General features: G+C 60.2%; 17 protein-coding genes, 1 tRNA gene and 6 pseudogenes. 15 read left to right on the plus strand and 9 right to left on the minus strand.

Annotated features, from left to right (window positions below; all coding sequences use genetic code 11):
* Positions 1-111 precede the first annotated feature (111 nt).
* From gmd to OLZ32_RS09460, 4 genes and pseudogenes are all read left to right on the plus strand, one after another.
* The gene (gene gmd / locus OLZ32_RS09445) at positions 112-1,173 is read left to right on the plus strand and encodes a GDP-mannose 4,6-dehydratase (protein ID WP_264420715.1); all 1,062 of its coding nucleotides are present in this window, start codon (positions 112-114) and stop codon (positions 1,171-1,173) included.
* Entirely contained in the window at positions 1,174-2,124 is a 951-nt protein-coding gene (gene fcl / locus OLZ32_RS09450) for a GDP-L-fucose synthase (RefSeq protein WP_264420716.1), read from the plus strand.
* A gap of 398 nt (positions 2,125-2,522) precedes the next feature.
* A pseudogene (locus OLZ32_RS09455) lies at positions 2,523-2,989 on the plus strand (methyltransferase family protein); the annotation flags it as partial.
* Positions 2,990-3,733: 744 nt separating this feature from the next.
* Entirely contained in the window at positions 3,734-4,492 is a 759-nt protein-coding gene (locus OLZ32_RS09460; protein ID WP_264420717.1) for a membrane-anchored protein, read from the plus strand.
* A 72-nt stretch (positions 4,493-4,564) separates the two neighbouring features.
* Here the strand turns inward: OLZ32_RS09460 and OLZ32_RS09465 are convergent.
* The 6 genes and pseudogenes from OLZ32_RS09465 to OLZ32_RS09480 form a co-directional block, all read right to left on the minus strand.
* A pseudogene (locus OLZ32_RS09465) lies at positions 4,565-5,090 on the minus strand (transposase); the annotation flags it as partial.
* Positions 5,091-5,184: 94 nt separating this feature from the next.
* Positions 5,185-5,774, minus strand: a pseudogene (locus OLZ32_RS39345) (ISAzo13-like element transposase-related protein).
* A pseudogene (locus tag OLZ32_RS39350) lies at positions 5,713-5,889 on the minus strand (ISAzo13-like element transposase-related protein); the annotation flags it as partial. The pseudogenes OLZ32_RS39345 and OLZ32_RS39350, both read right to left, overlap by 62 nt.
* A complete protein-coding gene (locus OLZ32_RS39355) occupies positions 5,804-6,406 on the minus strand; it encodes an ISAzo13-like element transposase-related protein (protein WP_406647985.1) in 603 nt (200 codons plus the stop codon). The pseudogene OLZ32_RS39350 and the gene OLZ32_RS39355, both read right to left, overlap by 86 nt.
* A gap of 43 nt (positions 6,407-6,449) precedes the next feature.
* A pseudogene (locus OLZ32_RS09475) lies at positions 6,450-6,876 on the minus strand (IS110 family transposase); the annotation flags it as partial.
* A 171-nt stretch (positions 6,877-7,047) separates the two neighbouring features.
* Positions 7,048-7,121: transfer RNA gene (locus OLZ32_RS09480), tRNA-Gln, on the minus strand.
* A 242-nt stretch (positions 7,122-7,363) separates the two neighbouring features.
* On the opposite strand from OLZ32_RS09480, the gene OLZ32_RS09485 reads away from it, so the two are divergent.
* The 5 genes and pseudogenes from OLZ32_RS09485 to OLZ32_RS09505 all read left to right on the plus strand — a co-directional run bounded on the left by OLZ32_RS09485 (position 7,364) and on the right by OLZ32_RS09505 (position 12,815).
* Complete coding sequence (locus OLZ32_RS09485; RefSeq protein WP_264420718.1) at positions 7,364-8,932, plus strand: Ppx/GppA phosphatase family protein; 1,569 nt, start codon at positions 7,364-7,366, stop codon at positions 8,930-8,932.
* A 14-nt stretch (positions 8,933-8,946) separates the two neighbouring features.
* Positions 8,947-9,666 carry an RlmE family RNA methyltransferase gene (locus OLZ32_RS09490; RefSeq protein ID WP_264420719.1) on the plus strand — a complete coding sequence of 240 codons (720 nt, stop codon included), beginning with the start codon at positions 8,947-8,949 and terminating at the stop codon, positions 9,664-9,666.
* Positions 9,667-9,901: 235 nt separating this feature from the next.
* Positions 9,902-10,621 (plus strand): annotated as a pseudogene (locus OLZ32_RS09495) (transposase); the annotation flags it as partial.
* A gap of 404 nt (positions 10,622-11,025) precedes the next feature.
* Positions 11,026-12,300: an O-antigen ligase family protein gene (locus OLZ32_RS09500; protein WP_264420721.1), complete on the plus strand. Its 1,275-nt coding sequence runs from the start codon at positions 11,026-11,028 to the stop codon at positions 12,298-12,300.
* A gap of 131 nt (positions 12,301-12,431) precedes the next feature.
* Positions 12,432-12,815 carry a VOC family protein gene (locus OLZ32_RS09505; protein WP_264396990.1) on the plus strand — a complete coding sequence of 128 codons (384 nt, stop codon included), beginning with the start codon at positions 12,432-12,434 and terminating at the stop codon, positions 12,813-12,815.
* Between the two features lie 111 nt (positions 12,816-12,926).
* On the opposite strand, the gene OLZ32_RS09510 is transcribed toward OLZ32_RS09505, so the two are convergent.
* Positions 12,927-14,351, minus strand: coding sequence for a DHA2 family efflux MFS transporter permease subunit (locus OLZ32_RS09510; protein WP_264420722.1), 1,425 nt, complete (start codon positions 14,349-14,351; stop codon positions 12,927-12,929).
* Between the two features lie 249 nt (positions 14,352-14,600).
* On the opposite strand from OLZ32_RS09510, the gene OLZ32_RS09515 reads away from it, so the two are divergent.
* From OLZ32_RS09515 to OLZ32_RS09535, 5 genes are all read left to right on the plus strand, one after another.
* The gene (locus OLZ32_RS09515) at positions 14,601-15,593 is read left to right on the plus strand and encodes an MBL fold metallo-hydrolase (protein WP_130788822.1); all 993 of its coding nucleotides are present in this window, start codon (positions 14,601-14,603) and stop codon (positions 15,591-15,593) included.
* A 279-nt stretch (positions 15,594-15,872) separates the two neighbouring features.
* Complete coding sequence (guaB, locus tag OLZ32_RS09520; protein ID WP_017990375.1) at positions 15,873-17,357, plus strand: IMP dehydrogenase; 1,485 nt, start codon at positions 15,873-15,875, stop codon at positions 17,355-17,357.
* Between the two features lie 2 nt (positions 17,358-17,359).
* Positions 17,360-17,914, plus strand: coding sequence for a hypothetical protein (locus tag OLZ32_RS09525; RefSeq protein ID WP_130792470.1), 555 nt, complete (start codon positions 17,360-17,362; stop codon positions 17,912-17,914).
* Between the two features lie 164 nt (positions 17,915-18,078).
* Positions 18,079-18,495, plus strand: a complete 417-nt coding sequence (locus OLZ32_RS09530; RefSeq protein WP_011650596.1) for an MAPEG family protein — start codon at positions 18,079-18,081, stop codon at positions 18,493-18,495.
* A gap of 277 nt (positions 18,496-18,772) precedes the next feature.
* Positions 18,773-19,414 (plus strand): TetR family transcriptional regulator, encoded by a 642-nt coding sequence (locus OLZ32_RS09535; protein ID WP_264396994.1) that lies wholly within the window; start codon positions 18,773-18,775, stop codon positions 19,412-19,414.
* A gap of 6 nt (positions 19,415-19,420) precedes the next feature.
* Here OLZ32_RS09535 and OLZ32_RS09540 read toward each other — a convergent pair whose 3' ends face one another.
* Positions 19,421-20,377: a LysR substrate-binding domain-containing protein gene (locus tag OLZ32_RS09540; RefSeq protein WP_032986695.1), complete on the minus strand. Its 957-nt coding sequence runs from the start codon at positions 20,375-20,377 to the stop codon at positions 19,421-19,423.
* Between the two features lie 214 nt (positions 20,378-20,591).
* On the opposite strand from OLZ32_RS09540, the gene OLZ32_RS09545 reads away from it, so the two are divergent.
* A complete protein-coding gene (locus OLZ32_RS09545; RefSeq protein WP_003545730.1) occupies positions 20,592-20,903 on the plus strand; it encodes a DUF1127 domain-containing protein in 312 nt (103 codons plus the stop codon).
* A gap of 197 nt (positions 20,904-21,100) precedes the next feature.
* Here OLZ32_RS09545 and OLZ32_RS09550 read toward each other — a convergent pair whose 3' ends face one another.
* Complete coding sequence (locus OLZ32_RS09550) at positions 21,101-21,967, minus strand: DUF937 domain-containing protein (RefSeq protein WP_264396995.1); 867 nt, start codon at positions 21,965-21,967, stop codon at positions 21,101-21,103.
* Positions 21,968-22,129 lie beyond the last annotated feature (162 nt).

Raw genomic sequence — 22,129 nt, forward strand, 5'->3', positions numbered from 1 at the left:
AGGATCCACAATGTTCATTTCGCTGCCCGGTTCGGGCCACATCGGGGGTGCGGCAGTTCGGCCGTTTCCACAAACACCTCCCGAAGATTGCATCGAAAGGCGACGTGAAAGATGACAAAAACTGCGCTAATCACCGGGGTGACTGGTCAGGATGGTGCCTACTTGGCCGAATTGCTTTTGAGCAAGGGCTATAAGGTGCACGGGATCAAGCGCCGATCCTCGTCTTTCAATACCGGCCGCATCGAGCATATCTATCAGGATCCGCACGAAACGCATCCGCGCTTCATTCTCCATTATGGAGATATGATCGATTCCACCAATCTGTTGCGTATCGTTCAACAGACGCAGCCCGATGAAATCTACAATCTTGCCGCACAAAGCCATGTGGGTGTCAGCTTCGAAACGCCTGAATATACGGCGGATGCCGATGGCGTCGGGACGTTGAGGTTGCTCGAAGCGATCCGTATCCTGGGGCTCGAGGCAAAGACCCGGTTCTACCAGGCATCGACCTCGGAACTCTACGGTCTTGTGCAGGAAGTGCCGCAGAACGAGAAGACGCCCTTTTACCCGCGTTCTCCCTATGCCGTAGCCAAGCTCTATGCCTACTGGATCGTCGTGAATTATCGCGAGGCTTATGGCATGCACGCGTCCAACGGCATTCTGTTCAATCATGAAAGCCCGCTTCGCGGCGAGACTTTCGTCACGCGCAAGATCACGATGGCGGTGGCTGCCATCAGCCTCGGCCTTCAAGACAAGCTTTACCTGGGGAACCTTGACGCCCAGCGTGATTGGGGCCATGCGCGCGAATATGTCGAGGGCATGTGGCTGATGCTGCAGCAGGACAAGCCCGATGACTATGTATTGGCAACCGGCAAGACGACGCGTGTCCGCCAGTTTGTCGAGTGGGCCTTTGCCGACGTCGGCATCACCTTGGAATGGAAGGGGTCCGGCGTCGACGAAAACGGTTATGATGCGGCGTCCGGTAGGTGCCTTGTGGAAATCGATCCCCGGTATTTCCGCCCGACGGAAGTCGATCTTCTGCTTGGCGATCCGACCAAAGCAGGTCAGAATCTGGGCTGGCACCACAAGACGCCGGTTCGCGAACTCGCCGCTGAGATGGTGCGCGAGGATATCAAGCACTGGAAGGCTCAAGGCAGCCGGAAAGAGGTCTGAGTGTTCGACTTATCCAACAAGAAGATCTGGGTTGCCGGTCATCGTGGTATGGTCGGCAGTGCTCTGGCGCGCAGGCTTCAATCCGAAGATTGCAATGTCGTCACGGCCACGCGCGCCGAGGTCGACTTGAAGCGCCAGGACGAGGTCGAGAACTTTGTTGAAGCAACCCGGCCTGACGCGATCGTTCTCGCAGCTGCCAAGGTTGGCGGCATCCTCGCGAATGACAGCTATCCCGCAGAATTCATCTATGACAATCTGATTATAGAAGCCAACATCTTCGAAGCCGGCCACCGCGCGGGAGTGGACCGGCTTCTCTTCCTGGGCTCGAGCTGCATCTATCCGAAGCTCGCTCCACAGCCGATTCCCGAAGAGGCTCTCTTGACCGGTCCGCTTGAGCCGACCAACGAATGGTACGCGATTGCCAAGATCGCCGGAATCAAGCTCGCGGAATCCTATCGCAAGCAATATGGCCGGGACTACATTTCGGCCATGCCGACCAACCTCTACGGTCCCGGCGATAATTTCGACCTGAATTCCAGCCATGTGCTGCCCGCGCTCATCCGCAAGGCGCATGCTGCGAAACTGCGCAAGGAACCGCAAATGGTCGTATGGGGCACAGGAACCCCGCGCCGCGAGTTTCTTCACGTCGACGACTGCGCCGACGCCCTGGTTTTTCTGCTCAAGACCTATTCGGGCTCGCAGCACGTCAATGTCGGCTCGGGCACGGATCTCGAAATTATCGAGTTGACGCGTCTGGTCTGCCGCGTCGTCGGTTACGAGGGTGAGATCGTCCATGATCTTTCCAAGCCGGACGGCACGCCGCGAAAGCTGATGACCAACAAGAAGCTGCAGGACATGGGCTGGCAACCGAGCATCTCGCTCGAGGATGGCATCAGAGCCACTTATGCCTGGTTCCTGGAATTCGAAAATGGTGCCGATCCAGCGGTCTGATGCCAGGCTGGTGAAATTCGGCATTTGCAAATTCCGTATCGATCTTCGCAGCATGGAGGCTCGCCAACCTTCGTTGCATCGTTGTGTCCAGGCTATCCTGTGAATGGCGCAAACGGCATGTCAGCCGGGCGAAGAATGTGGCCAAGGCCCTGTCCGCCTTGGCGTAGCAGGCGGCGATGCGCCACAACTGCTCCAGCCGGTTAACATTCGCTTCATTCGTTCCTGTTCCTGTCAGTTCAAACATCATTGCGTGGCGGCCGGCGGCCGCAGGACAGCTCTGCCATTGCGGCGGGGGAACCCGATAGGGTTAGCGCGATCAGTATTGAAGGGCGAATATACGCATAATTTCCGCGGCTAGCACTGCCAGGCAAGATCGGTCGATACTCTGGGGGGATTCCATGGAAACGATCATCGAGGTCGCCCATGCTGGCGCCGTGTCGCCCGAACTTGTGGTCGATGCGCTGTTTGCATGCCGAAAGACGGCAGCGATCAAGGCGGCCATCGAGCTTGATCTCTTTACTCATATCGGCGAGGGCAAACCGGCAGCAGTGCTGGCGTCGGCAACAAGCGCCTCGGAGCGTGGGGTGCGCATTCTCTGCGATTACCTTGTGGTCCATGGCTTCCTGACCAAGGAGGGCGGACAGTACCGAATGACACCGTCGACCAGAATTTACCTCGATCGCAATTCGCCGGCCTATATGGGCTCTGGTATCGAGTTCGTCGCCGCACCGTGCGAAACGGCGGTTCGGCCGGGCTGGCAAACCTGTCGGCGGACAACCCCGTCTGGTTGAAGTTCGCGCACGGCATGGGCTCCTTCACCGGGCTCAGCGCCAAACTGCTGCCTCGCCGGGTTGCGTCGGCGGGGGCAAGCAGCGGATCTCGTCGGGCGAACGGGCCGACTGGCTGCGCCAACGCTGCCGATCCGGACGTTCACGACGCGGGGCCTGTGGCGGAAGTGGCCGAACGCTGCATCAAGACCGAGCGACGCGCCGTTTGGGTGTTCTCCGGGCGGAGGATCTGAACTTCAAAGCAGTTCTAGCGGCCGAGCAGACTTGGGTGGACATCGCCAGGAAACTGTTGCGTTGAAGACCCATCAACAGCGGATCGAAGCGCGGCGGCTGGTCTTTCTCGATGAGGCCTGGATCAAGACGAACATGGCGCCCGGGTGGGGCACGGGGCCGACGCCTATGTGCGGCGGTCTCGCCCGAGCATTGGAAAATCCTGACCTTCATTGCCGCCTCACGCTGCGGCCGCATCTATGCCCCGTGGTTCATCGATGCTCCTACGGTGAGCCCTTTACCCTCTATTTCGAGAGGATCCTCGTCCCCACGCACGCCAAGGGAGATATTGTCATCCTGGACAATCGCGGCAGCCATAAGAGCCAAGCCGTCCATCGTGTCGTCCGGGCTGCAGGCGCGCACCTAAACAAGCCACAACTTTGTGGTCCTCGAAGCCTAAAATTCGAGCTGCGTGGACATGCAGTATGGTTGCATCGGCCCCAGCCTTGCAATCTGATGACCCTTTGGTACAAAAGCATCTCAGATTCTTGGGCAGTTTCACCCCTTGTTTTGAGATTTCAGGCTACGAATGAGCTGGAGTGATACTTCGAATGCCAAATTTGCTCGCGCAGATGCATAAAATCATCTACCGGCGCATTAGATATACCGTGACTAGGCCAAAGCCTCCGAAAACCAGTGTACCACTTGCCGGTCCTGTCGTGGTCGTCGGATCGGCACCCGTTTCCCACAAGCCCGTCGGCTTCGATGAGACATATCGCATCATTTCGGTGAACGCCTCGCAAATAGCCGTCCGCGCCTGGGGCATCGATGAGCCTGACATCACTCTGATGGGCTTCAACGAACTCCAAGGCGGCAATACGGCAGCCGTGGAAACAAGGCGCGTTCTCACCGGGCACCGCACCGGCGCTCTCTATGTTCTCACCTGGCGGCGGGGTCAGAAACGCCAGTCGCGCGTGAAAAACAATCTGAACTCGTTCAACTATTCTTACCGGGATCTCCATCTCGTGGGCCGCTATCAACGCATAGCGTTGATGCACAAAGCCAGCGGGCTGGTGAACCTTGAACTCGACGCCGAAACCAAGTGCTCGAACGGAATGATCGCAGTGTTGTTTGCATTATACAACGGCGCCGGCGCGGTCATCATAACCGGCATAAATCCTCAATCGAACGGCCACATGTACAACAGCGCCAATCTAACTCGCAAACATACCCGTTTCGACCGGGAAATCCTGATAAGGCTGCTCAGGCAAGGTTATCCCATCTACACAGCCGATGCGCAGGTCTCGGAAGAAGTCGGGCTCCCGCTCTGGCAGGGTGACAAAGAACCGAAGACCAAGGCGGCCCAATAAGCACCGACAATTCACAACAGCGATCTTCCCCGGCTTGTCAATCGAGATGACCCGGTTCAGCTTCAAGCTGTCAGAGAGCACCGCCAAGACGATCCGCGCCACCTTGTTCGCCAAAACAACAGCGACGTTGTACGGCTTCGTCGCCAGAAGCTCGGCGGCCCAACGCGTCGGTGCAACTTTAGCCCTGCGGCTGAAGCGAAGCACCGCATGCGCCCCGACGACGAGAAATCGGCGGAGTTAAGGATCGCCTTGTTTGCTGATCCTTCCGAGCCGGTCTTTGCCATCCGATGAGTTCTGCTGTGGTATCAGTCTTATCCACGCCGCCAATTGTCGGCCGGATTTGAAGAGCGACGCGTGTGTCACTGTCGCGGCGATTGCGCTGGCATCCAATTCCAGGGACCGTCTCGAGGCGACGGCTCAGTTCGTTCGAGCGATGCTACACGTGAATTTGGCGTTTCATCTCGCTGACCTTCTCGTGCACCGCCCGCAACTGCCCCATCAGTGAAAGAAGCGCGGACCGCGCAAGCGGCGGGATGAGATCGCGATCATCGTCTTCGACCAACGCGATCAGCATTCCGACGCCGGCAATGCCCTGTCGCGGCGGCAATGCCCTGTCGCGGCACAATACCGAACTCAGCTAAGGAAGCGTCGATAAATTGCGACTCTGTTTTTTCCGATCTTGGGCTAATTGTCTAGTTCCATTCGCCGTGGAAGGTATGGCGGATGATATTGATCGCGGCCATTTCGGCGTCGGAGATTTTGATTCCGGCGGGATGGAGAATTTCATCGAGTTCGCAGCGAACGGTGAGACTAGCGGTCGAGGTGGTCGCGGCGATCAGTTCGACAATGGTGCGATAGTCGGTGAGCTGTCGCCCCTCCAGTTGGGCGAGATGAATGAGAAGAGGCGATGTTCGATGTTGTTCCATTTGCTGGTGCCGGGCGGCAAGTGCAGGACGACTATGATCAGGGCCAGTTCGTCGGCGAGCTCTTGAAGTTCGATCTTCCAAAGCGGACGCGCGAGCCGTTACCCCCCCCGCCATCGGCGGTGATCGAAGGTATGGGCGTGCGGGTAGCGGTCGTGTCCCATGGTCATCCACCAGGAACGTATCACATTGACAACGAAGGCGGCGGTGTCGTGGTCGATCCCGACGCTGACCCATCCTTTGGTCGTCGGCGATATCGTAGACGCCGTAGGGCGCGGCGCGACCGAGCTTAGGATCAATGAAGTCATCGACCCGGACTTGCTCGGGTGATCCGCCCGGCCGATATTCACGTCCGCCATTCTTGAAGTCGCCGACGAGTTCTTTCTTCTTAGTGTCGACGGAGATCGCCGGCTGGTCGGCTGCGATGGCCGCCTTGACCGTTTCGGCGATATGCTGGAACTGCGCGTCGGCGATCGACGTGGCCTGATCCCTCGATCGTCTTTCGTTTGGCTTGAAGAGAGTAGCCCAGTCTTTTCAACAGGGTGCCGACGACATCGTAGCCGACCCGATGACCCATGGCGCAAAGGGCGCCCGCCAGGTTGCGCAGGCTTTTCGAGGTCCACTTCAACGGCGACGTCGGATCGCCGCACGTCGCCGGATCAACAAGATCTTCTAGGTCGGACAGAAGCGTCGGGTCCGTCTCGGTCAGGGGCTTACGGCCCGTGCCCTTGCGACGGATGCCGCCAAGCGCTGAATCCGGCGCTTGGCCGCGCTGTTCCCGCAACCCATAGCCGATGGTGCTGCGCGCGATGCCCGTCGCCTCGCACACCGCCGCGATCCCGCCCCAACCGGCCGCGAGCGCTTCCGCCGCAGCAAAACGCCGACGACCCCGCTCGTCCAGCATCGGACTAAGCGCCTCATAACGCAGCTTTATCGCGGCAACATCGATCACCGAGCTATCTACAAACAAACAACGAAAATGGGAATCCACCAAATGCGATTTCTCGATTCAGAAATTTATCGATGCTTCCTAAGTGGCCGCGCACGGCGTTCACCAGCATCCTCCGCTGCGGCATCAAAAGCTGGCGAACCCGATGCAGCATCAGCACACTCTGTTGCTCCTCGCTCTTCGCCGGAACAAAGCGTATTGTCGGTCGCGTCAACGCCTCGCAAATCGTCTCGGCATCCGTCGCGTCATTCTTCTGCCGCTCACGTATGGCTTGCCGTACGACGCTGGCATCAGACGAACCTCGTGACCCAGCGCCGTGAGAACCCGAGCCTACTGGTATCCGGTCGCGCAGGCCCCGATTCCGATCAGGCACGGCGGCAACGCCTTAAAGAATCCAACGACATCGTCGCGGCGCAGCTTGCGAAGGCTCACGATCGCGCCAATACCATTGACCCCGTGAACCTGAAATACATACAAAGCGATATCAGACCAATTGTGGTAATCTTCTCCATGGACGGCTCTCCCCTATGTGGCTTTCGACAGCCACACTTTGGCACATTGCGATGCCGGGAGCGGAGGCCGTCCACCACATCAGGTCAACCGGATACGAGAGATGGGTCAGACAACTGTTACTGTGGTCGTTTGTGTGCCCCAGATACTTGATTTTGTTGATAGATAAGCTGTGGCTGGGGAACCTGGATTCGAACCAAGATTAACGGAGTCAGAGTCCGTCGTTCTACCATTGAACTATTCCCCAGCAGTTGCCGCCGAAGCATGGCTTGGCTGCTGTGCGGCGCTTATAACCAAAAGCCGGGGGATTGCAAATAGCTGTTTTGAAAAAAATCGGTGCTGCCGGGGAACGGTGAAATCGCTGCAAATCCCCTGTCCAAAAAAGAATTTGGCGATTTCGGCGGGCGCTGATATTCTTGCCGCAACGCAAAAATCGAATGAGCGCCTGCTGCATATCTCAAGACTTGCGCGGCGCGGTGGAAAAACAACGTGGAAGACCCCGAAGGCGGCGCAAAGCCGCAATTTGACGGGGCGTCGGCGGCAAGGCGCAAGGACGGCAAAAAGTCCAGGCGCCGCAAGGGCAAGCGTGGCGGGCAATCCCGCAACGCGGCTCATCCCGCTTCGCATGAGCCTTCCGGTGGTGCCGGACAGCCTGCGCGCCCGATGGAAGATGCAGGCGGTAATCCAGCCCGCAAGCGCAAGCGTCGCCGTCGTGGCGGCCATGGTGCTGTGCAGGACGGTTCACCTCTCCCCAAGGCAATGGAACAGACGGCAGCGGCAGGCAATGCTGTCCGCTCCGATAGTGATTCAGCGCCTAGCCGTCGCAACCGCCGCAAACACCGCGGCAAGCGCGGTCTGCAGGGCCGGCCGCTGACACCGGCAAAACCATCAGGCGCCCAGCAGCAGGAAAGCCGCGCAGAAGAAACGGTGCTCAGGGCCGAACTGCGTGAAACACTGAATGGCACAAACGCCAACCGTAGGGGCCGCCAGGAAAGCCATTCCCATTCCGGGCATCAGGGGGATCGCCAGGGCGGCGAGCATGTGTGGCCGGAGGAGCTCTACGCCGCTCTTGATCTTGGCACCAACAATTGCCGTCTCCTCATTGCCCAGCCGACCCGTCCGGGTCAGTTCCGCGTCGTCGACGCCTTTTCCCGCATCGTGCGCCTCGGCGAAGGCCTTGCGGCCAGCGGTCGTCTGTCCGACGAGGCGATGGAGCGGGCGATCGAGGCCTTGAGGATCTGCGCCTCCAAGCTCAGGAACCGGGAGATCCGCCGCATGCGGCTGATCGCCACCGAAGCCTGCCGCCAGGCCGTCAATGGCGAGGAATTCCTCAGCCGGGTCGTTGCCGAAACCGGCCTCGCGCTCGAGATCATCGATCGCGAGACAGAGGCGCGGCTTGCCGTCTCCGGCTGCTCCTCGCTGGTCGGTCGTGAGACGCGCTCCGTCGTGCTTTTCGATATCGGCGGCGGCTCGTCGGAGATCGCCGTCATCCGCATCGGCGACAATCGCTTCAGCCGCCTTGCCAATCACATCACCCACTGGACCTCGCTTCCGGTCGGCGTCGTGACGCTGTCGGAGCGCCATGGCGGGCACGACGTCACGCCGGAGGCCTTCGAAGGCATGGTGCGTGAAGTCGAAGGCATGCTTGGAAGCTTCGATTGCCCGGAGATCGAGGTCGCCCAGACCGGCGACTTTCATCTGATCGGTACGTCTGGCACGGTGACGACGCTTGCCGGCGTGCATCTCGACCTGCCGCGTTACGACCGGCGCAAGGTCGATGGCATCTGGCTGTCCGACGATGAGGTCTCCGCCATGCAGGCAAAACTTCTCTCCTGGGATTTCGCAAGCCGCGCCGCCAATCCCTGCATCGGGCCTGATCGGGCCGATCTGGTGCTCGCCGGCTGCGCCATCCTCGAGGCGATCCGCCGCCGCTGGCCGAGCCCGCGCATGCGGGTTGCCGATCGCGGCTTGAGGGAAGGCTTGCTCACCGACATGATGGCCGATGACGGCGTGTGGCGGCGCAACCGCAACCGCCGCGGCCAGCGCGTGAGATCGTGAGATAAGGAATAGGCATGACCAAGGCACCGATCGCGGGAAACCGCACCGGCCGCAAGCTCGGCCAGCGCGTCAAGAACAAGAAGATGAAGGCCTCCTCCCGCCAATGGCTGGAGCGCCACATCAACGATCCCTATGTGCAGCGCGCCCAGCTTGAAGGTTATCGCGCCCGTGCCGCCTTCAAGCTGCTGGAGATCGACGAGAAACATCACATTCTGCGCGGCGCCAGGCGCATCATCGATCTCGGCGCTGCCCCCGGCAGTTGGTCGCAGATCGCCGCCAAGGTCACCGGCTCGACAGATGATGATATTCGTGTGGCTGCGATCGATTTCCTCGAAATGACCCAGCTGCCGGGGGTCAAGATCTTGCAGCTCGATTTCCTCGATCCCAGTGCGCCGGAAAAGCTGCTGGAGGCCGTCGGCGGTACACCGGATCTCGTCATATCGGACATGGCGGCGCCCACCACCGGCCACCACCGCACCGACCATCTGCGCACCATGCATCTGTGCGAAGTCGCGGCCCATTTCGCCGTCGAAGTCCTGGGGGAGGGCGGGCACTTCCTCACCAAGACCTTTCAGGGCGGCACCGAGCGTGAGTTGCTCGCCATGCTCAAGCAGAACTTCCGCCAGGTCGTCCATGTCAAACCGAACTCGTCGCGCGCCGAATCGGTCGAGATGTTCCTGCTGGCCAAGGGGTTCAAGGGGCGCAAGACCGAAGGTGAAGCAGAGGAAGCTTGATCTTTGGGCTTGTCCCGTCCGATGATGGCGATCCTAATTTGATCCGGATGGTCTTAAGTCGGTCCAAGTCTTGTGGGACACAAGACTCCCCTAGCGGCGCATTCGATCGTGTCCATACAGTTCCAGGCAAGGATAGCTGCTAGCCCGAATCTCTCAAAGTAAGGAGAGCATCGGGGCCGCGAATCTGAGAAACTGCTTTTGCTACAAAGGCTTACCAGATTAGTAACGGAGCCCGATGCAAACAGACTGTATCTCCGCGCAGTTGGAACTTGAAGGCTTCGACGGCCACAAAGTCGTCGCTGGTTTCGACGGCGGCGCGATCACCTCGGATGCCGGTGCGCTGCTGCTTCGCCACGTCGATGCGGCCATCGGGCTGTTCGACCGGGTGGCCGCCTGCTCAGTTGATGGCCGCGATCGCAAGTGCACGGTCCACAGCATTGGCACGCTGGTCGGGCCGCGCATTGCAGCGATCGCGCTGGTCTATGAGGATGTCGACGATCACGACACGCTGCGCCACGACCCGGTACTTGCGCTGCTGTCGGAGCGGCTGACGCCGAAGCGACAAGACTGTGCGGTGCTTGCCGGCAAATCCACTTTGAACCGGCTGGAGCACGGCTGCCCCGGCGCGCCGACGCGCTATCACAAGATCGCCTATGACGCAGGGGCGCTGGAAGCGCTGTTCGTGGAACTGTTCCTGGATGCACACGACAGGCCGCCAGAGGAGATCGTGCTCGACCTCGACGCCACCGATGATCCGCTGCATGGCCATCGGGAAGGGCGGTTCTTCCATGGCCATTATGACTGCTATTGCTATTTGCCGCTCTACATCTTTTGCGGCCGGCATCTGCTTTCGGCCAAGCTGCGACGCTCCAATATCGACGCCAGCGCCGGCGCGGTCGAGGAGGTCGGACGGATCGTCAAGCAAATCCGCACGCGCTGGTCTGGCGCGCGCATCAACGAAAAAGGATACATTACCGGCCCAGACAAAACGCCCCACATCGCGGCGACGGCCGCGCGCGTCTTCGGCGGCGAGCCTGGCCCCCACCGCCGCCAACAGCCCAACGTCAACCAACGCCACAGGCGCTGTGAGAGATGCGGGTTAGCCGCGTTCGATTAACGGTGTCTCGCATGCAAACGATACCGATGAGAGATCAAATCAGCCTGCACCTCAGCCGTGTCTTTCTGCCGATCAACCTGATCCGTGCGTCGCATCGTTGATCATTGTGGAAATTGGGTTATGCGATTCGGAATTTTGTTGTCTGAATACCGCATTGAACAAGGTTATGGATTGCGCCCCCGGCTTGACAGCCGACATCACGATCCGTAGCGAGGCAGCACCGATACGATCAGGCCGGTAAAATGAAATATTTCAAACAACTCATGATAGAAGTGCTTTATCCTGGGAATGGGGCTGCAAGTGCACACGACCGAAACAACGGCATTGCGGTCTTTCTCTTTGCAATCGTTCCAGGGCTTTCGCCGAACTTTAACTCCTTCTTCCTCCTCGCGTCGATGCTGTGGGGCGCCTACTCCCTGGCGACAGGTCGCCTTGCCTTGAACCTGTCGAGATCCGACCGGTTGGTTGCCGTTGGTATGTCGATATACCCGTTGGTGATGATCGCCAGCATATTCATCAATCCGCCTTACTCCGAAGAATTGCACTGGATACTCCGGCTCCTGCCCTTCTTTTCCATCTGGCTGGTATTGCCGCGGATGCGCCAATCTCCCGATGGCCGTCTCGTGCCGCTCTTCATCCTCGGCGCAGGCATTGGCATGATCGCCACTTTTCTGCTCAGTCTCCTGCAGATCGCGTTTCTTATGGACCGGGCGGAGGGCGGGACTACGAACGCTGCACTGCTCGGGATCATAGGCATTCTTTTCGGCGGCATTGCGCTCCTCAACCTTCAATCTCCCAAAAGCATGGAGCAAAGGATTGCGATTTTGGGATATGCCGCCGGGCTAGGCTGTGTTCTGCTTTCGGGAACGCGCTCGGCCTGGCTGGTCATTCCCGTCCATGTCGTCATCTTTCTCTGGTATTTTCGTAAACACAGCTTCCATCTGAGCTTGCGCAGCCTCGCTATTACCAGCTCCTTGCTGTTGGCGGGACTTATCGCCCTGGGCAGCGGCCAGATCCTCCATCGCATCGAGGCGCTTCAGGAGAATCTGACATCGCTCGAACGCAGTGACGGCGAGATCACGTCGATCGGTGCGCGCTTCGCCTTGTACAAAGGCGCACTATCAGCAATCAGCAAGGACCCGTTGACGGGTTATGGCCCGCAAAACCGGATGGCTTCGGTTTTGGCAGAGTTGCCTGATAACATAAGGCCACAACTGTCCTTCACGCATGTCCACAACGGTTTCCTGACCGCGGGAATCGATGCCGGCGTTTTCGGCATCGCGGCGCTTTCGCTGATGCTGCTCACACCGGTGATCGGCGCGTGCAGAAAGGAAGCGGGACCGGGCCGGGATTTAGCGATTGCGCTCGCTCTTCTGCTGTTCAGCAGCTACGTCATCACGGGCAGCTTTGGCATTATGTTCAATCAGAAGGCCTTGGATCCGATCTTCGCCTACATGGTCGCCCTTATTTGTGCGGATCGCGGCAGCACGGGCTTTGCGCCCGTTGTTTCGAGCTGACGGTCTTGCACATGGGCGGCGGCTTGCCAAGGGCTTCAAAGGGCGCAGGGTGGAAGGCGAAGCACAAGAGGATTGATCTTCACCTTATCCCGTTCGATGATGGCGGCACAGGATTTTAAAACAGCTGGCCAATGCTTCTCTACATTACGCTCGGAACCAACGATCTTCATCGCGCAGGGCATTTTTACGATGCCGTGCTGCCAGTGCTCGGTTATCGCCGCCAGCGCTCTTCGGAGGAGGAAATCGGCTATGCCGCCGACGGCGATACGCGCTGCCGCTTCTGGGTGGTGACGCCGTTCAATCGCCGCCGGGCGACCTCGGGCAATGGCGCCATGGTGGCGCTTGCGGCCGAAACGCGGGCCGATGTCGATGCCTTCCATGCAGCGGCAATCGCGGCAGGCGCCGTGGATGAGGGCGAGCCCGGCTTGCGCTCCTACCATGCCCATTTCTACGCCGCCTATGTGCGCGATCTCGACGGCAACAAGCTCTCTGCGGTCTGCGAAAACCCGGAGTAGCGGCTGCCGAAAGCGCGTCGCAATCTTTCAGATTTGCTCCCCGCGCTTTAGGTCCTTGTTCCCACGCATGTCATTACCGCAAAACCGCTGCGCAGTTTTGCGCGACGCGCTTTATTTCACCGCATGCTGTTCGGCTTCAACAGTTGCTGCCGTTATGGCCTTCGAGCGGTGGCCGGAAACGAGTGCGCCGGCATTGCGGTCCATCCGGATGAAGGGAATGGTCGCAATGACAGTCAGTCCGGCGATGATGTAGAAGGCGAGGTGGAAATCGGCCACCTGCAGCGCTTCGCCGCGGAAATAGATCGAGCTCTCCAGGATCGCGGCGGCGACCGCAACACCGAGCGCCAGGCTAACCTGCTGCATCACCGAACTCATCGATGTCGCCTGGCTGGCTTCGGCATCTTCGATATCGGCGAAGGCAAGCGCATTGACGCCGGTGAACATGAAGGAGCGGGAGAAGCCGCCGAGCAGCAGCACGCCGATGATGACCAGATGCGGCGTCGACGGCGTGAACAGGCCGGTGACGGCAGTCACCAGGGTCGTCACCATGGCGGCGCCGAGAAGCGTCGTGCGGAAGCCGGCGGCGGCGAAGACGCGCTTTGCCATGAACTTGGTGGTGATCGCCCCGATCGCGCCTGCAAAGGTGATGAGGCCGGATTGGAACGGCGTCAGCCCGAAGCCGAGCTGCAGCATCAGCGGCGTCAGGAAGGGCATGGCGCCGACGCAAATGCGAAACAGCATGCCGCCCAAGGTGGAGGCCCGAAACGTCGGGTTCTTGAACAGGTTGAGATTGAGAATCGGCGCCGGATGCCGCTTGGCATGGCGCATGTAAAGGACGCCGCAGATGAGGCCGATCAACGTGGCGGTGACGCCGATGATCGGGGGCAGGGCCGGCAGACTGACCACCGACAGGCCGAAGACGACGCCCGCAGCCGAAAGCGAGGTCAGCACGAAACCGGTGAAATCGAGCTTCGGCGGCGCCGTCGCTTCCACCTCCGGCAGAAAGATCGTCGCAAGCCAGATGCCGATAATGCCGACCGGCACGTTGATCAGGAAGATCCAGTGCCAGCTGAAATAGGTGGTGATGAAGCCGCCGAGCGGCGGGCCGGTGAGAGGGCCGACAAGAGCGGGGATGGTGAGCAGCGCCATGGCCGAGACCAGATCGCTGCGCTGCGTCGTGCGCACCAGCACGAGGCGGCCGACCGGCGTCATCATCGCGCCGCCCATGCCCTGCAGGAAGCGGGCAAACACGAATTCGACGAGGTTGGACGAGACGGCACAGAAAATCGAGCCGATGACGAAGACCGAGATGGCAAGGCGGAAGATCTTCTTGGCGCCGAACCTGTCGGCCATCCAGCCGCTGACCGGGATGAACACCGCCAGCGCCACCATGTAGGATGTCAGCGCCAGCTTCAGCGTGATCGGCCCGACATTGAGATCCGCCGCGATCGCCGGCAGCGCCGTCGCAATGACGGTCGAGTCCATCTGTTCCATGAAGAGGGCGACGGCAAGGATCAGCGGGACGATGCGATTCATAGGCGGGAGCCTTGATGGGCGCGGAATGGAGCGGGGAAGGCCGGTGCTGTTTAGTCCCAGCTGCGGGTTCTGCCAATCCCCAAATCCGGGCCGATGACACGTTTGCTTCACGTCTGCGTGAGACGGCTTGCGCATTAACGTCGCTTGTCAAGATTGACATATGTTTACCTGGCCGGGGCAAGAAATCCGGCCGGATTCGACACTGGGGGCCGTGCGGTGGCGCACCTGCACGTCATGAAGGATGGACATATGACAATTTCGTCGGGAATAAAGCGGCGCACCCTTTTTGCCGCAGGCCTTGGCCTGCTGGCGGCGCCGGTCATTTTAAGACAGAAGGCCGAAGCGGCCGCAACTGGAGCACGCAATCATATGGATGGAACGCCTTTGCCTGAGATCAATCAATTCAAGCTCGGTTCCTATAAGTTCACCGTCGTCCGCGACGGCACCAGCATTGTCGAAAAGCCCTATGAAACCTTCGGCACCAATCAGGATCCCGAAACGGTCAAGGCGTTGCTGACTGCAAACTTCCTGCCGGCCGACAAGTTCATGAATGGCTATACGCCGGCTCTCATCGATACCGGTTCGGACGTCATCCTCATCGATACCGGCTTCGGCGCTGGCGGCCGTGCACGCGGCGCCGGCCAGCTTGTCGAAGGCCTGAAGGCGGCAGGATATTCGGCCGACGACGTCACACTGGTGGCGCTCACCCATCTGCACGGCGATCATATCGGCGGCTTGATGGAAGACGGCGCGGCTGCCTTCAAGAATGCCCGCTATGTCATCGGCCAGGCGGAATATGATTTCTGGTCGGACAAGGCGCGTGAGGGCACACCTGCCGAGGGCGGCCACAAGGCGGTGCTCGCCAATGTCGTGCCGCTCGCCGAGAAGACCACTTTTATCAAGGACGGTGATAGCGTCGCACCCGGCATAACGGCGATGCTGGCGGCCGGCCACTCGCCGGGACATATGGTGTTCCACGTCGAATCCGAGGGCAAGCGCCTCGTGCTCACCGGCGATACAGCCAACCACTATATCCTGTCGCTGCTGCGGCCGGATTGGGAGGTGCGCTTCGACATGGACAAGACGCAGGCAGCCGCTACCCGCCGCAAGGTTTTCGAGATGATCGCGAGCGAGAAGATCGCCTTCCTTGGCTACCACATGCCATTCCCGGCAGTCGGCTTCGTCGAGAGGCAGGATGGCGGTTATCGCTTCGTGCCGAAGACCTATCAGTTCGACATCTGATCCGAAGCGGTTCGGCCCTTCACGGAGGCGCTGGATCGCTCTAACCTTTTGTTTTTACGCAATTTCGAACGGAAAAGTGTTCAGCATTTTTCCTGCAATGCTCTTGGCGCATGGCACCCATGCCGAGCCCGGCGGACATGCCGGGCTTTTTGCTATTTCCTTCCTGTCATAGACGTGTTACCAGCCCTCGCCAACTTCCAAGCAACCCATGCAGACCGCCGGGGCGGACGATTCGTTTCCGGACAGGGTCGCATTTTTATTAAATGAAGGAATTTGGCCATGGCACGCATCATTGAAACGGCAACCGGCGCAGACGCGCTTACCTTCGACGACGTGCTGCTGCAGCCGGGACATTCCGAGGTCATGCCCGGCCAGACGAATATCTCCACCCGCATCGCCCGGGATTTCGAACTCAACATCCCGATCATTTCATCCGCCATGGATACCGTCACCGAGAGCCGCCTGGCGATCGCCATGGCCCAGGCCGGCGGCCTCGGCGTTATTCATCGCAACCTGACGCCGATCGAGCAGGCCGAGCAGGTCCGGCAAGTGAAGAAGTTTGAAAGCGGCATGGTCGTCAATCCGGTGACGATCGGCCCCGATGCGACGCTTGCCGATGCGCTCGGGCTCATGAAGTCCTACAGCATCTCCGGTATCCCTGTCGTCGAGAAGTCCGGCCGCCTTGTCGGCATCCTCACCAACCGCGACGTCCGCTTCGCTTCCGATCCGGAACAGAAGATCCATGAATTGATGACCAGGGACAATCTGGTCACCGTCAAGGAAAACGTCGATCAGCAGGAGGCCAAGCGCCTGCTGCATTCGCATCGCATCGAGAAGCTGCTGGTGGTCGATACCGAAGGCCGCTGTGTCGGCCTCATCACCGTCAAGGATATCGAGAAGTCGCAGCTGAACCCGAACGCTTCCAAGGATGCGCAGGGAAGGCTTCGCGCTGCCGCCGCCATCAGCGTCGGCGATGACGGCTTCGAGCGTGCCGAGCGGTTGATCGAGGCCGGCGTTGACCTTCTGGTCGTCGATACCGCCCACGGCCATTCGCAGCGCGTCCTCGATGCTGTCGCCCGCGTCAAGAAGCTTTCCAACTCGGTGCGCATCATGGCCGGCAACGTCGCCACCTATGACGGCACCAGGGCGCTGATCGATGCCGGCGCGGATGCCGTCAAGGTCGGTATCGGTCCGGGTTCGATCTGCACGACGCGCATCGTTGCCGGCGTCGGCGTTCCCCAGCTCGCCGCGATCATGTCGGCGGTGCAGGCCGCAAATGACCAGGACGTGGCCGTGATCGCCGATGGCGGCATCAAGTTCTCCGGCGATCTTGCCAAGGCGATCGCAGCCGGCGCTTCCGCCGTCATGATCGGCTCGCTGCTTGCCGGTACCGATGAGAGCCCGGGCGAGGTCTATCTCTACCAGGGACGCTCCTTCAAGGCCTATCGCGGCATGGGCTCCGTCGGCGCCATGGCCCGCGGCTCGGCCGACCGTTACTTCCAGGCCGAGGTGCGCGACACGCTGAAGCTCGTGCCTGAGGGCATCGAAGGTCAGGTGCCTTACAAGGGGCCGGTCTCGGGTGTCATCCACCAGCTTGCCGGTGGCCTCAAGGCGGCCATGGGTTATGTCGGCGGCAAGGATCTCAAGGATTTCCAGGAGCGGGCCACTTTCGTACGCATCTCCGGTGCCGGCCTTCGCGAAAGCCACGCCCATGACGTGACGATCACCCGCGAGAGCCCGAACTATCCGGGCGCCGGCCTCTGACCATGAAGGCGGGCAGCGGGATTCCTCTCTGGATCGTCGCGCTGCTCGCAGCCCTCTGCCTTACCGTGCTCGCCTGGACGACCTTCGGCTTCGTCGTTCCCTTCAAGCACGAAACCGGGCAGGCGGTGCTCGATACCTATTTCGCCGGTTACGACGAGTCGGCGGTCTTCCACATGCAGAAGCTGCTCGATGAGAACGAGACGGCGACCAGGCTGCTGCGCGCCATGTATTTCGGGCCGGAGCTGATCTTTCCGGCATTGCTGACGGCGCTGCTATTCCTTGCCTTCCTCAAGCTCGGCCCCGGCGGCGCATGGTTCGGCCGATCGGCGCATCCGCTCGTCGGCAAGGCAGTCTACCTGCTGCCGTTCATCTACGGCATCGCCGACTACGGCGAGAACATCTCGAGCCTCATCGCCTTCGGCAACGGTGCGTATGCAGGTCTTGCAACGCACCTGCTGCCCTGGATGACGCGATTGAAATTCGCAAGCCTCGCCATCTGCTTCATCCTCATCGCTCGGCTCGCCATCGCCCGCTGGCTCTCACCGCGCCGGGACTGAAGCGCCGGGTAATCCACCCAACACCGTGACGGATTGCAAAACCGGTACGCCTGGACGGCATGCATTTGGCAACGCCGGTGCCGATGCGGGGCAGCGCTGGCATCCGGCTTTCCTTTCAGCTAATGCTCGCGTCGAAAGCGGAAGCGGAAAGGAAACGGCCACACATGACCGGCTATCAAATCTTCTGGCCACTCCTTGCCCATGTGGCCCTGGTCTATGGTCTTTACGCGCTTCTTGGGCTTCGGCGCGCAAAAATGGTCCGCGCCGGCGGCATCGCGAAATCGGATTATCGCGAAAACCGCAGCGAGCCGGCCGAAAGCCTCGTCGTCAAGAACTGTCTCGCCAACCAGTTCGAACTGCCTGTGCTCTTCCATGTCTGCTGCATTCTTCTTTATATCACGGACGCCGACAATATCGTCACCGTCGGGCTTGCCTGGGCCTTCGTCGTCCTGCGTTATGCTCACGCCGCCGTCCACGTCACCAGCAACGAATTGCGCTATCGCAGCCCGCTTTTTGCGGCAGGCTATGCCGTACTCGCTGCCATGTGGATCTGGCTCGCCGTTTGGATGGCAATCGGCTGAACCTGCGTCGATCGCAGCCAATAGGACGCCGTGCTCGATGTCCTCGACAACGCGATGACTGTCTCTCTTCTCTGCGGGAGGATGGCACAACCTGTCGAGGTCTTTTCGATGTTCCGTCAATCCCCGCTATATGCTGTGAGACCTTGATTTCACAGGCTTTTGCCGACCGTTAAAATCCGAACGGTTCCATTTACGGCAGGTGAAGGCTTGCATGTCATACCCGCCCGACGCGCTGGCTGGCATATGCCTCCGTCGCGACAAAAAGAATGGGAACGACATGGGCGCGGAAAGCATGGATCGGATCGGCTTGCGCAGGAAGCCGAAGCAGGAGCGTAGCATCCAGAGGCTGGACCTTATTCTCGCCGCCGCCGCCAAGATCATCGCCGAAAAGGGCGTCAGCGCCATGCGGATGACGGAACTCGCCATCGCCGCCAAGGTGCCGATCGGTTCGGTCTACCAGTATTTCCCGGAGAAGGCGGCGATCGTCAAAGCCCTGTTCGACCAGCACGCCTCGGCGATCCAGGCGAAGATGGCGGCGATGTTTGCTGACGTACAGTCAATCGACCAGGCGCTGGACGTCGTCTGCGCCACCATCGACTGGTATTACGATTCCTACCACAACGATCCCGTTTATCTCGGCGTCTGGATGGGAACGGAGACCGATCAGGATCTGCTGCAACTGAATATCGAGCACAGCGGTCACGTCGCCGGCATCTTCCGTGACGCCGTGCGTCAGCTGGCTCCCGACCTTTGCGACGAAGAAATGTATGCGCGCACTTACCTGTTCAGCCACCTGATCGGCGCCGTCATCCGGCTTGCCGCCGTCAGCGAGGAGGCCTTGGCGCGGCGTATGCTCGATGAGTGGAAGCGCGTCATCCGTGCCTCCCTTTTCGCCACGACCGTGCCGCGCGCCGCCTGAGAGCGACTACCAGCTTGGGACCATATTGGCCGCCTTCAGCCGCGGATAAAGGCGCGCTTGGGCGGATTTGACGTCCGCCTCGAGGCTGTCATCGACGACAGTGGGCGTGATGTTGTCGAGGCAGGCGGTGATATGCGCCGTGATAGCATTCATCAGCGAGAGCGAAACGCCCGGTCGCTTCATGATGCCGATCTGCACCGGCGGCAGCGCCGGGAAACCGTCCGCCTGGCTCAACACCTTCATGCCCGTCCGCAGCGCCGATTCCGGCATCACCGAAACCGCCATGCCGGCAAGCACGGCAGCGGCAACGACGGTGCAGGACCAACTGGTGAACAGGATCTGGTGCTCGCGTCCCACAGCATCGAGCGCCGAGCAGGCGAGCTGGCGCCACTGGCAATCGCGCCGGCCGACGGCAAGCGGCACCGGCGCGTCGTCGCGGATCGGATGGTTGGCCGAGCCCACCCAGCAGAGCGGCTCGGTTCTCACCACATCCGACATGCGCTCGCGCGGATTGTGGGTCACAAGCGCTATGTCGAGCTCGCCCTTGTGCATGCGTTCGGCAAGATCCACCGAGGGCTCGCAGACGATATAGAGCTCGACATTCGGATGCGTCTTGGCGAAGCGGCCGATGATCTCAGGCATGTAGCGGTCGGCGTAGTCGTCCGGGGTGCCGATGCGCAACGTCCCCTCCAGCCTGTTGTCGTCGAAGGCGGCGATCGCCTCATTGTTGAGGCGGATGATGCGCCGGGCATAGTTGAGCAGCTTTTCGCCCTCGACCGTCAGCCGGTTGCCGCGGCCGTCCTTGATGAACAGCTGCTTGCCGATGCGCTCCTCGAGACGGCGCATCTGCATCGAGACGGCCGATTGGGTCTTGTAGACCCTGTCGGCGGCCTTGGTGAAGCTGCCGGAATCGACGATGGCGATGAAAGTCTGCAATTGGTCGAGATCAAGAGGCGCGGACATGTTTTCACCCATAAAGATAGCTGATGATAATCATTAGAAACATTCGTTGGACTGATCAATAGGTCTTTGGCATCTTCGGGATGCAAATCAAGTAAAGTGAAGGACAGACACCCTGCCTGTCCGAGCCAATTCAGCCTTGCTCCTTCCCGTGCGACCTCGCGGGAGGGGTGGGTTGTTGCGCGCCTAAAAGAAAATCGAAAGAAAGGAGAGTCCCATGCGGATGACAGACAGAACAATAGAACTCGACTGCGGCAAGCTCACCCCGACGTTTCCCCAGCGTCTGGCAGCAGGCCTCGCACCGTTGACCTCCCTCTTTCGCGGGTTCCGCAATCGAATGGAGATCAACACGCTGCACGATCTGAGCGACGCTCAGCTGAGGGATATCGGCCTTAGCAGGGCCGACCTAACCTCCGCGTTCCTGGCGTCGACCTTCTTCGAGGACCCGTCGGAACATCTGACGCGCTCGGCGCGCAATCGCTGGCGCCTGTCGTCGTTCTTGCGCCCCTACGAGGAGCAGGAGCGTTAAGTTTCCCCGCAGGGTGATAGCCAATAGCCCTGCCGCTTGACCCGGTGATCGGCTTTCCCAAGCCATCTCCGGGTTTTTTTATGCGTTAAAGCATGTCGCGCAAAGATGTGCCGCGGTTTTGCGGCAACGACATGCGGGAAACCAAGGACTTGAAGCATGGCAAGCGAATAGGAAAGATCGCGACGCGCTTTAGTGCGCTATTCGCTCTTTTCCGAGGAGGGCTTCGGCCGATAGGTTTCGAAGATCGCTTCCAGGTTCCGCTGGTAGTTCTTCTGCACTTCCAGTCCGCTGTCGAACATGGCGTTCAGCATCTCGGTATAGCTGTCGGCATTGACCTTCGCCTCTTCCTTCGGCGCCTCCGGCGTCTTGGCCTTGGTCGGGGCGGCCGGCTGCTGGCCGAGCCCGCCCATCATCTCCTGGAAGGCTTTGGCGAAGGGATTGTCGAGGAAGGGGTTCGGCTGAGATGTCGCTTCCGGCTTCGGCACCGAAAACATCAGCTGCATCGCCTGCGTGAAGGGATTATCGAAGATGCTGGGTTCCGGGGTCGTCTTCGGCTTCGGCGCAAAGCCGGTGCTTTCCAGCCACTTCTGGATGGTCTCGTTCATCGCGGTGTTGACGAAGGGGTTGACCGGCGAGGCCATCTGGCCGGTCGTCTGTTTGAACAGCCCGCCCATCAGCGTATCGGCGAGCACCGGCAGCATCCGCTTGTAGATATCCTGGCCGATGCCGGTCATCTGTGCGGCCTGGGCGGCGACCGCGCGCGAAACCTCCTTCGAGCCGAAAAGCTGGGCAAGGATGTTGTTGCCGTCGGAAATGCCCTCCGGCGTGAAGGCCCGGTTCATATCCTCGAAATATCGCGCATAGTTGCCGGAGGAGACCGCCTGCATCAGCCCGACGAAATCATAGGGATTGCTGGTGCTGCGTTTCAGCCCGGCGGAAAAGGCCGGCATCAGAGCCGCCATTGCCTTCGTCGCCTGTTCCTGCGCAAGGTTGAACTGCCGGGCGATCGCCTCCATCGCAGCGCCGTTCTGCGCCTGCATCATCATGTCGAAGAGTGGCAGCATGGAAGTCCCTTTCCCCCGGTCGTGACGTGTTGTAACGCCACTATAACCGGAAATGGCAATGCGCAAACGGCTTTTTGCCATAAGAACTTAGCCTGATGGGGCGAATGCCGCCATAACGACAGCCGGCCGTCACCCTCTGTCGGCCTATATGCTATCCTCACC

Source organism: Rhizobium acaciae, assembly GCF_025941625.1.
In the GTDB taxonomy this organism is placed as follows: domain Bacteria; phylum Pseudomonadota; class Alphaproteobacteria; order Rhizobiales; family Rhizobiaceae; genus Rhizobium; species Rhizobium acaciae.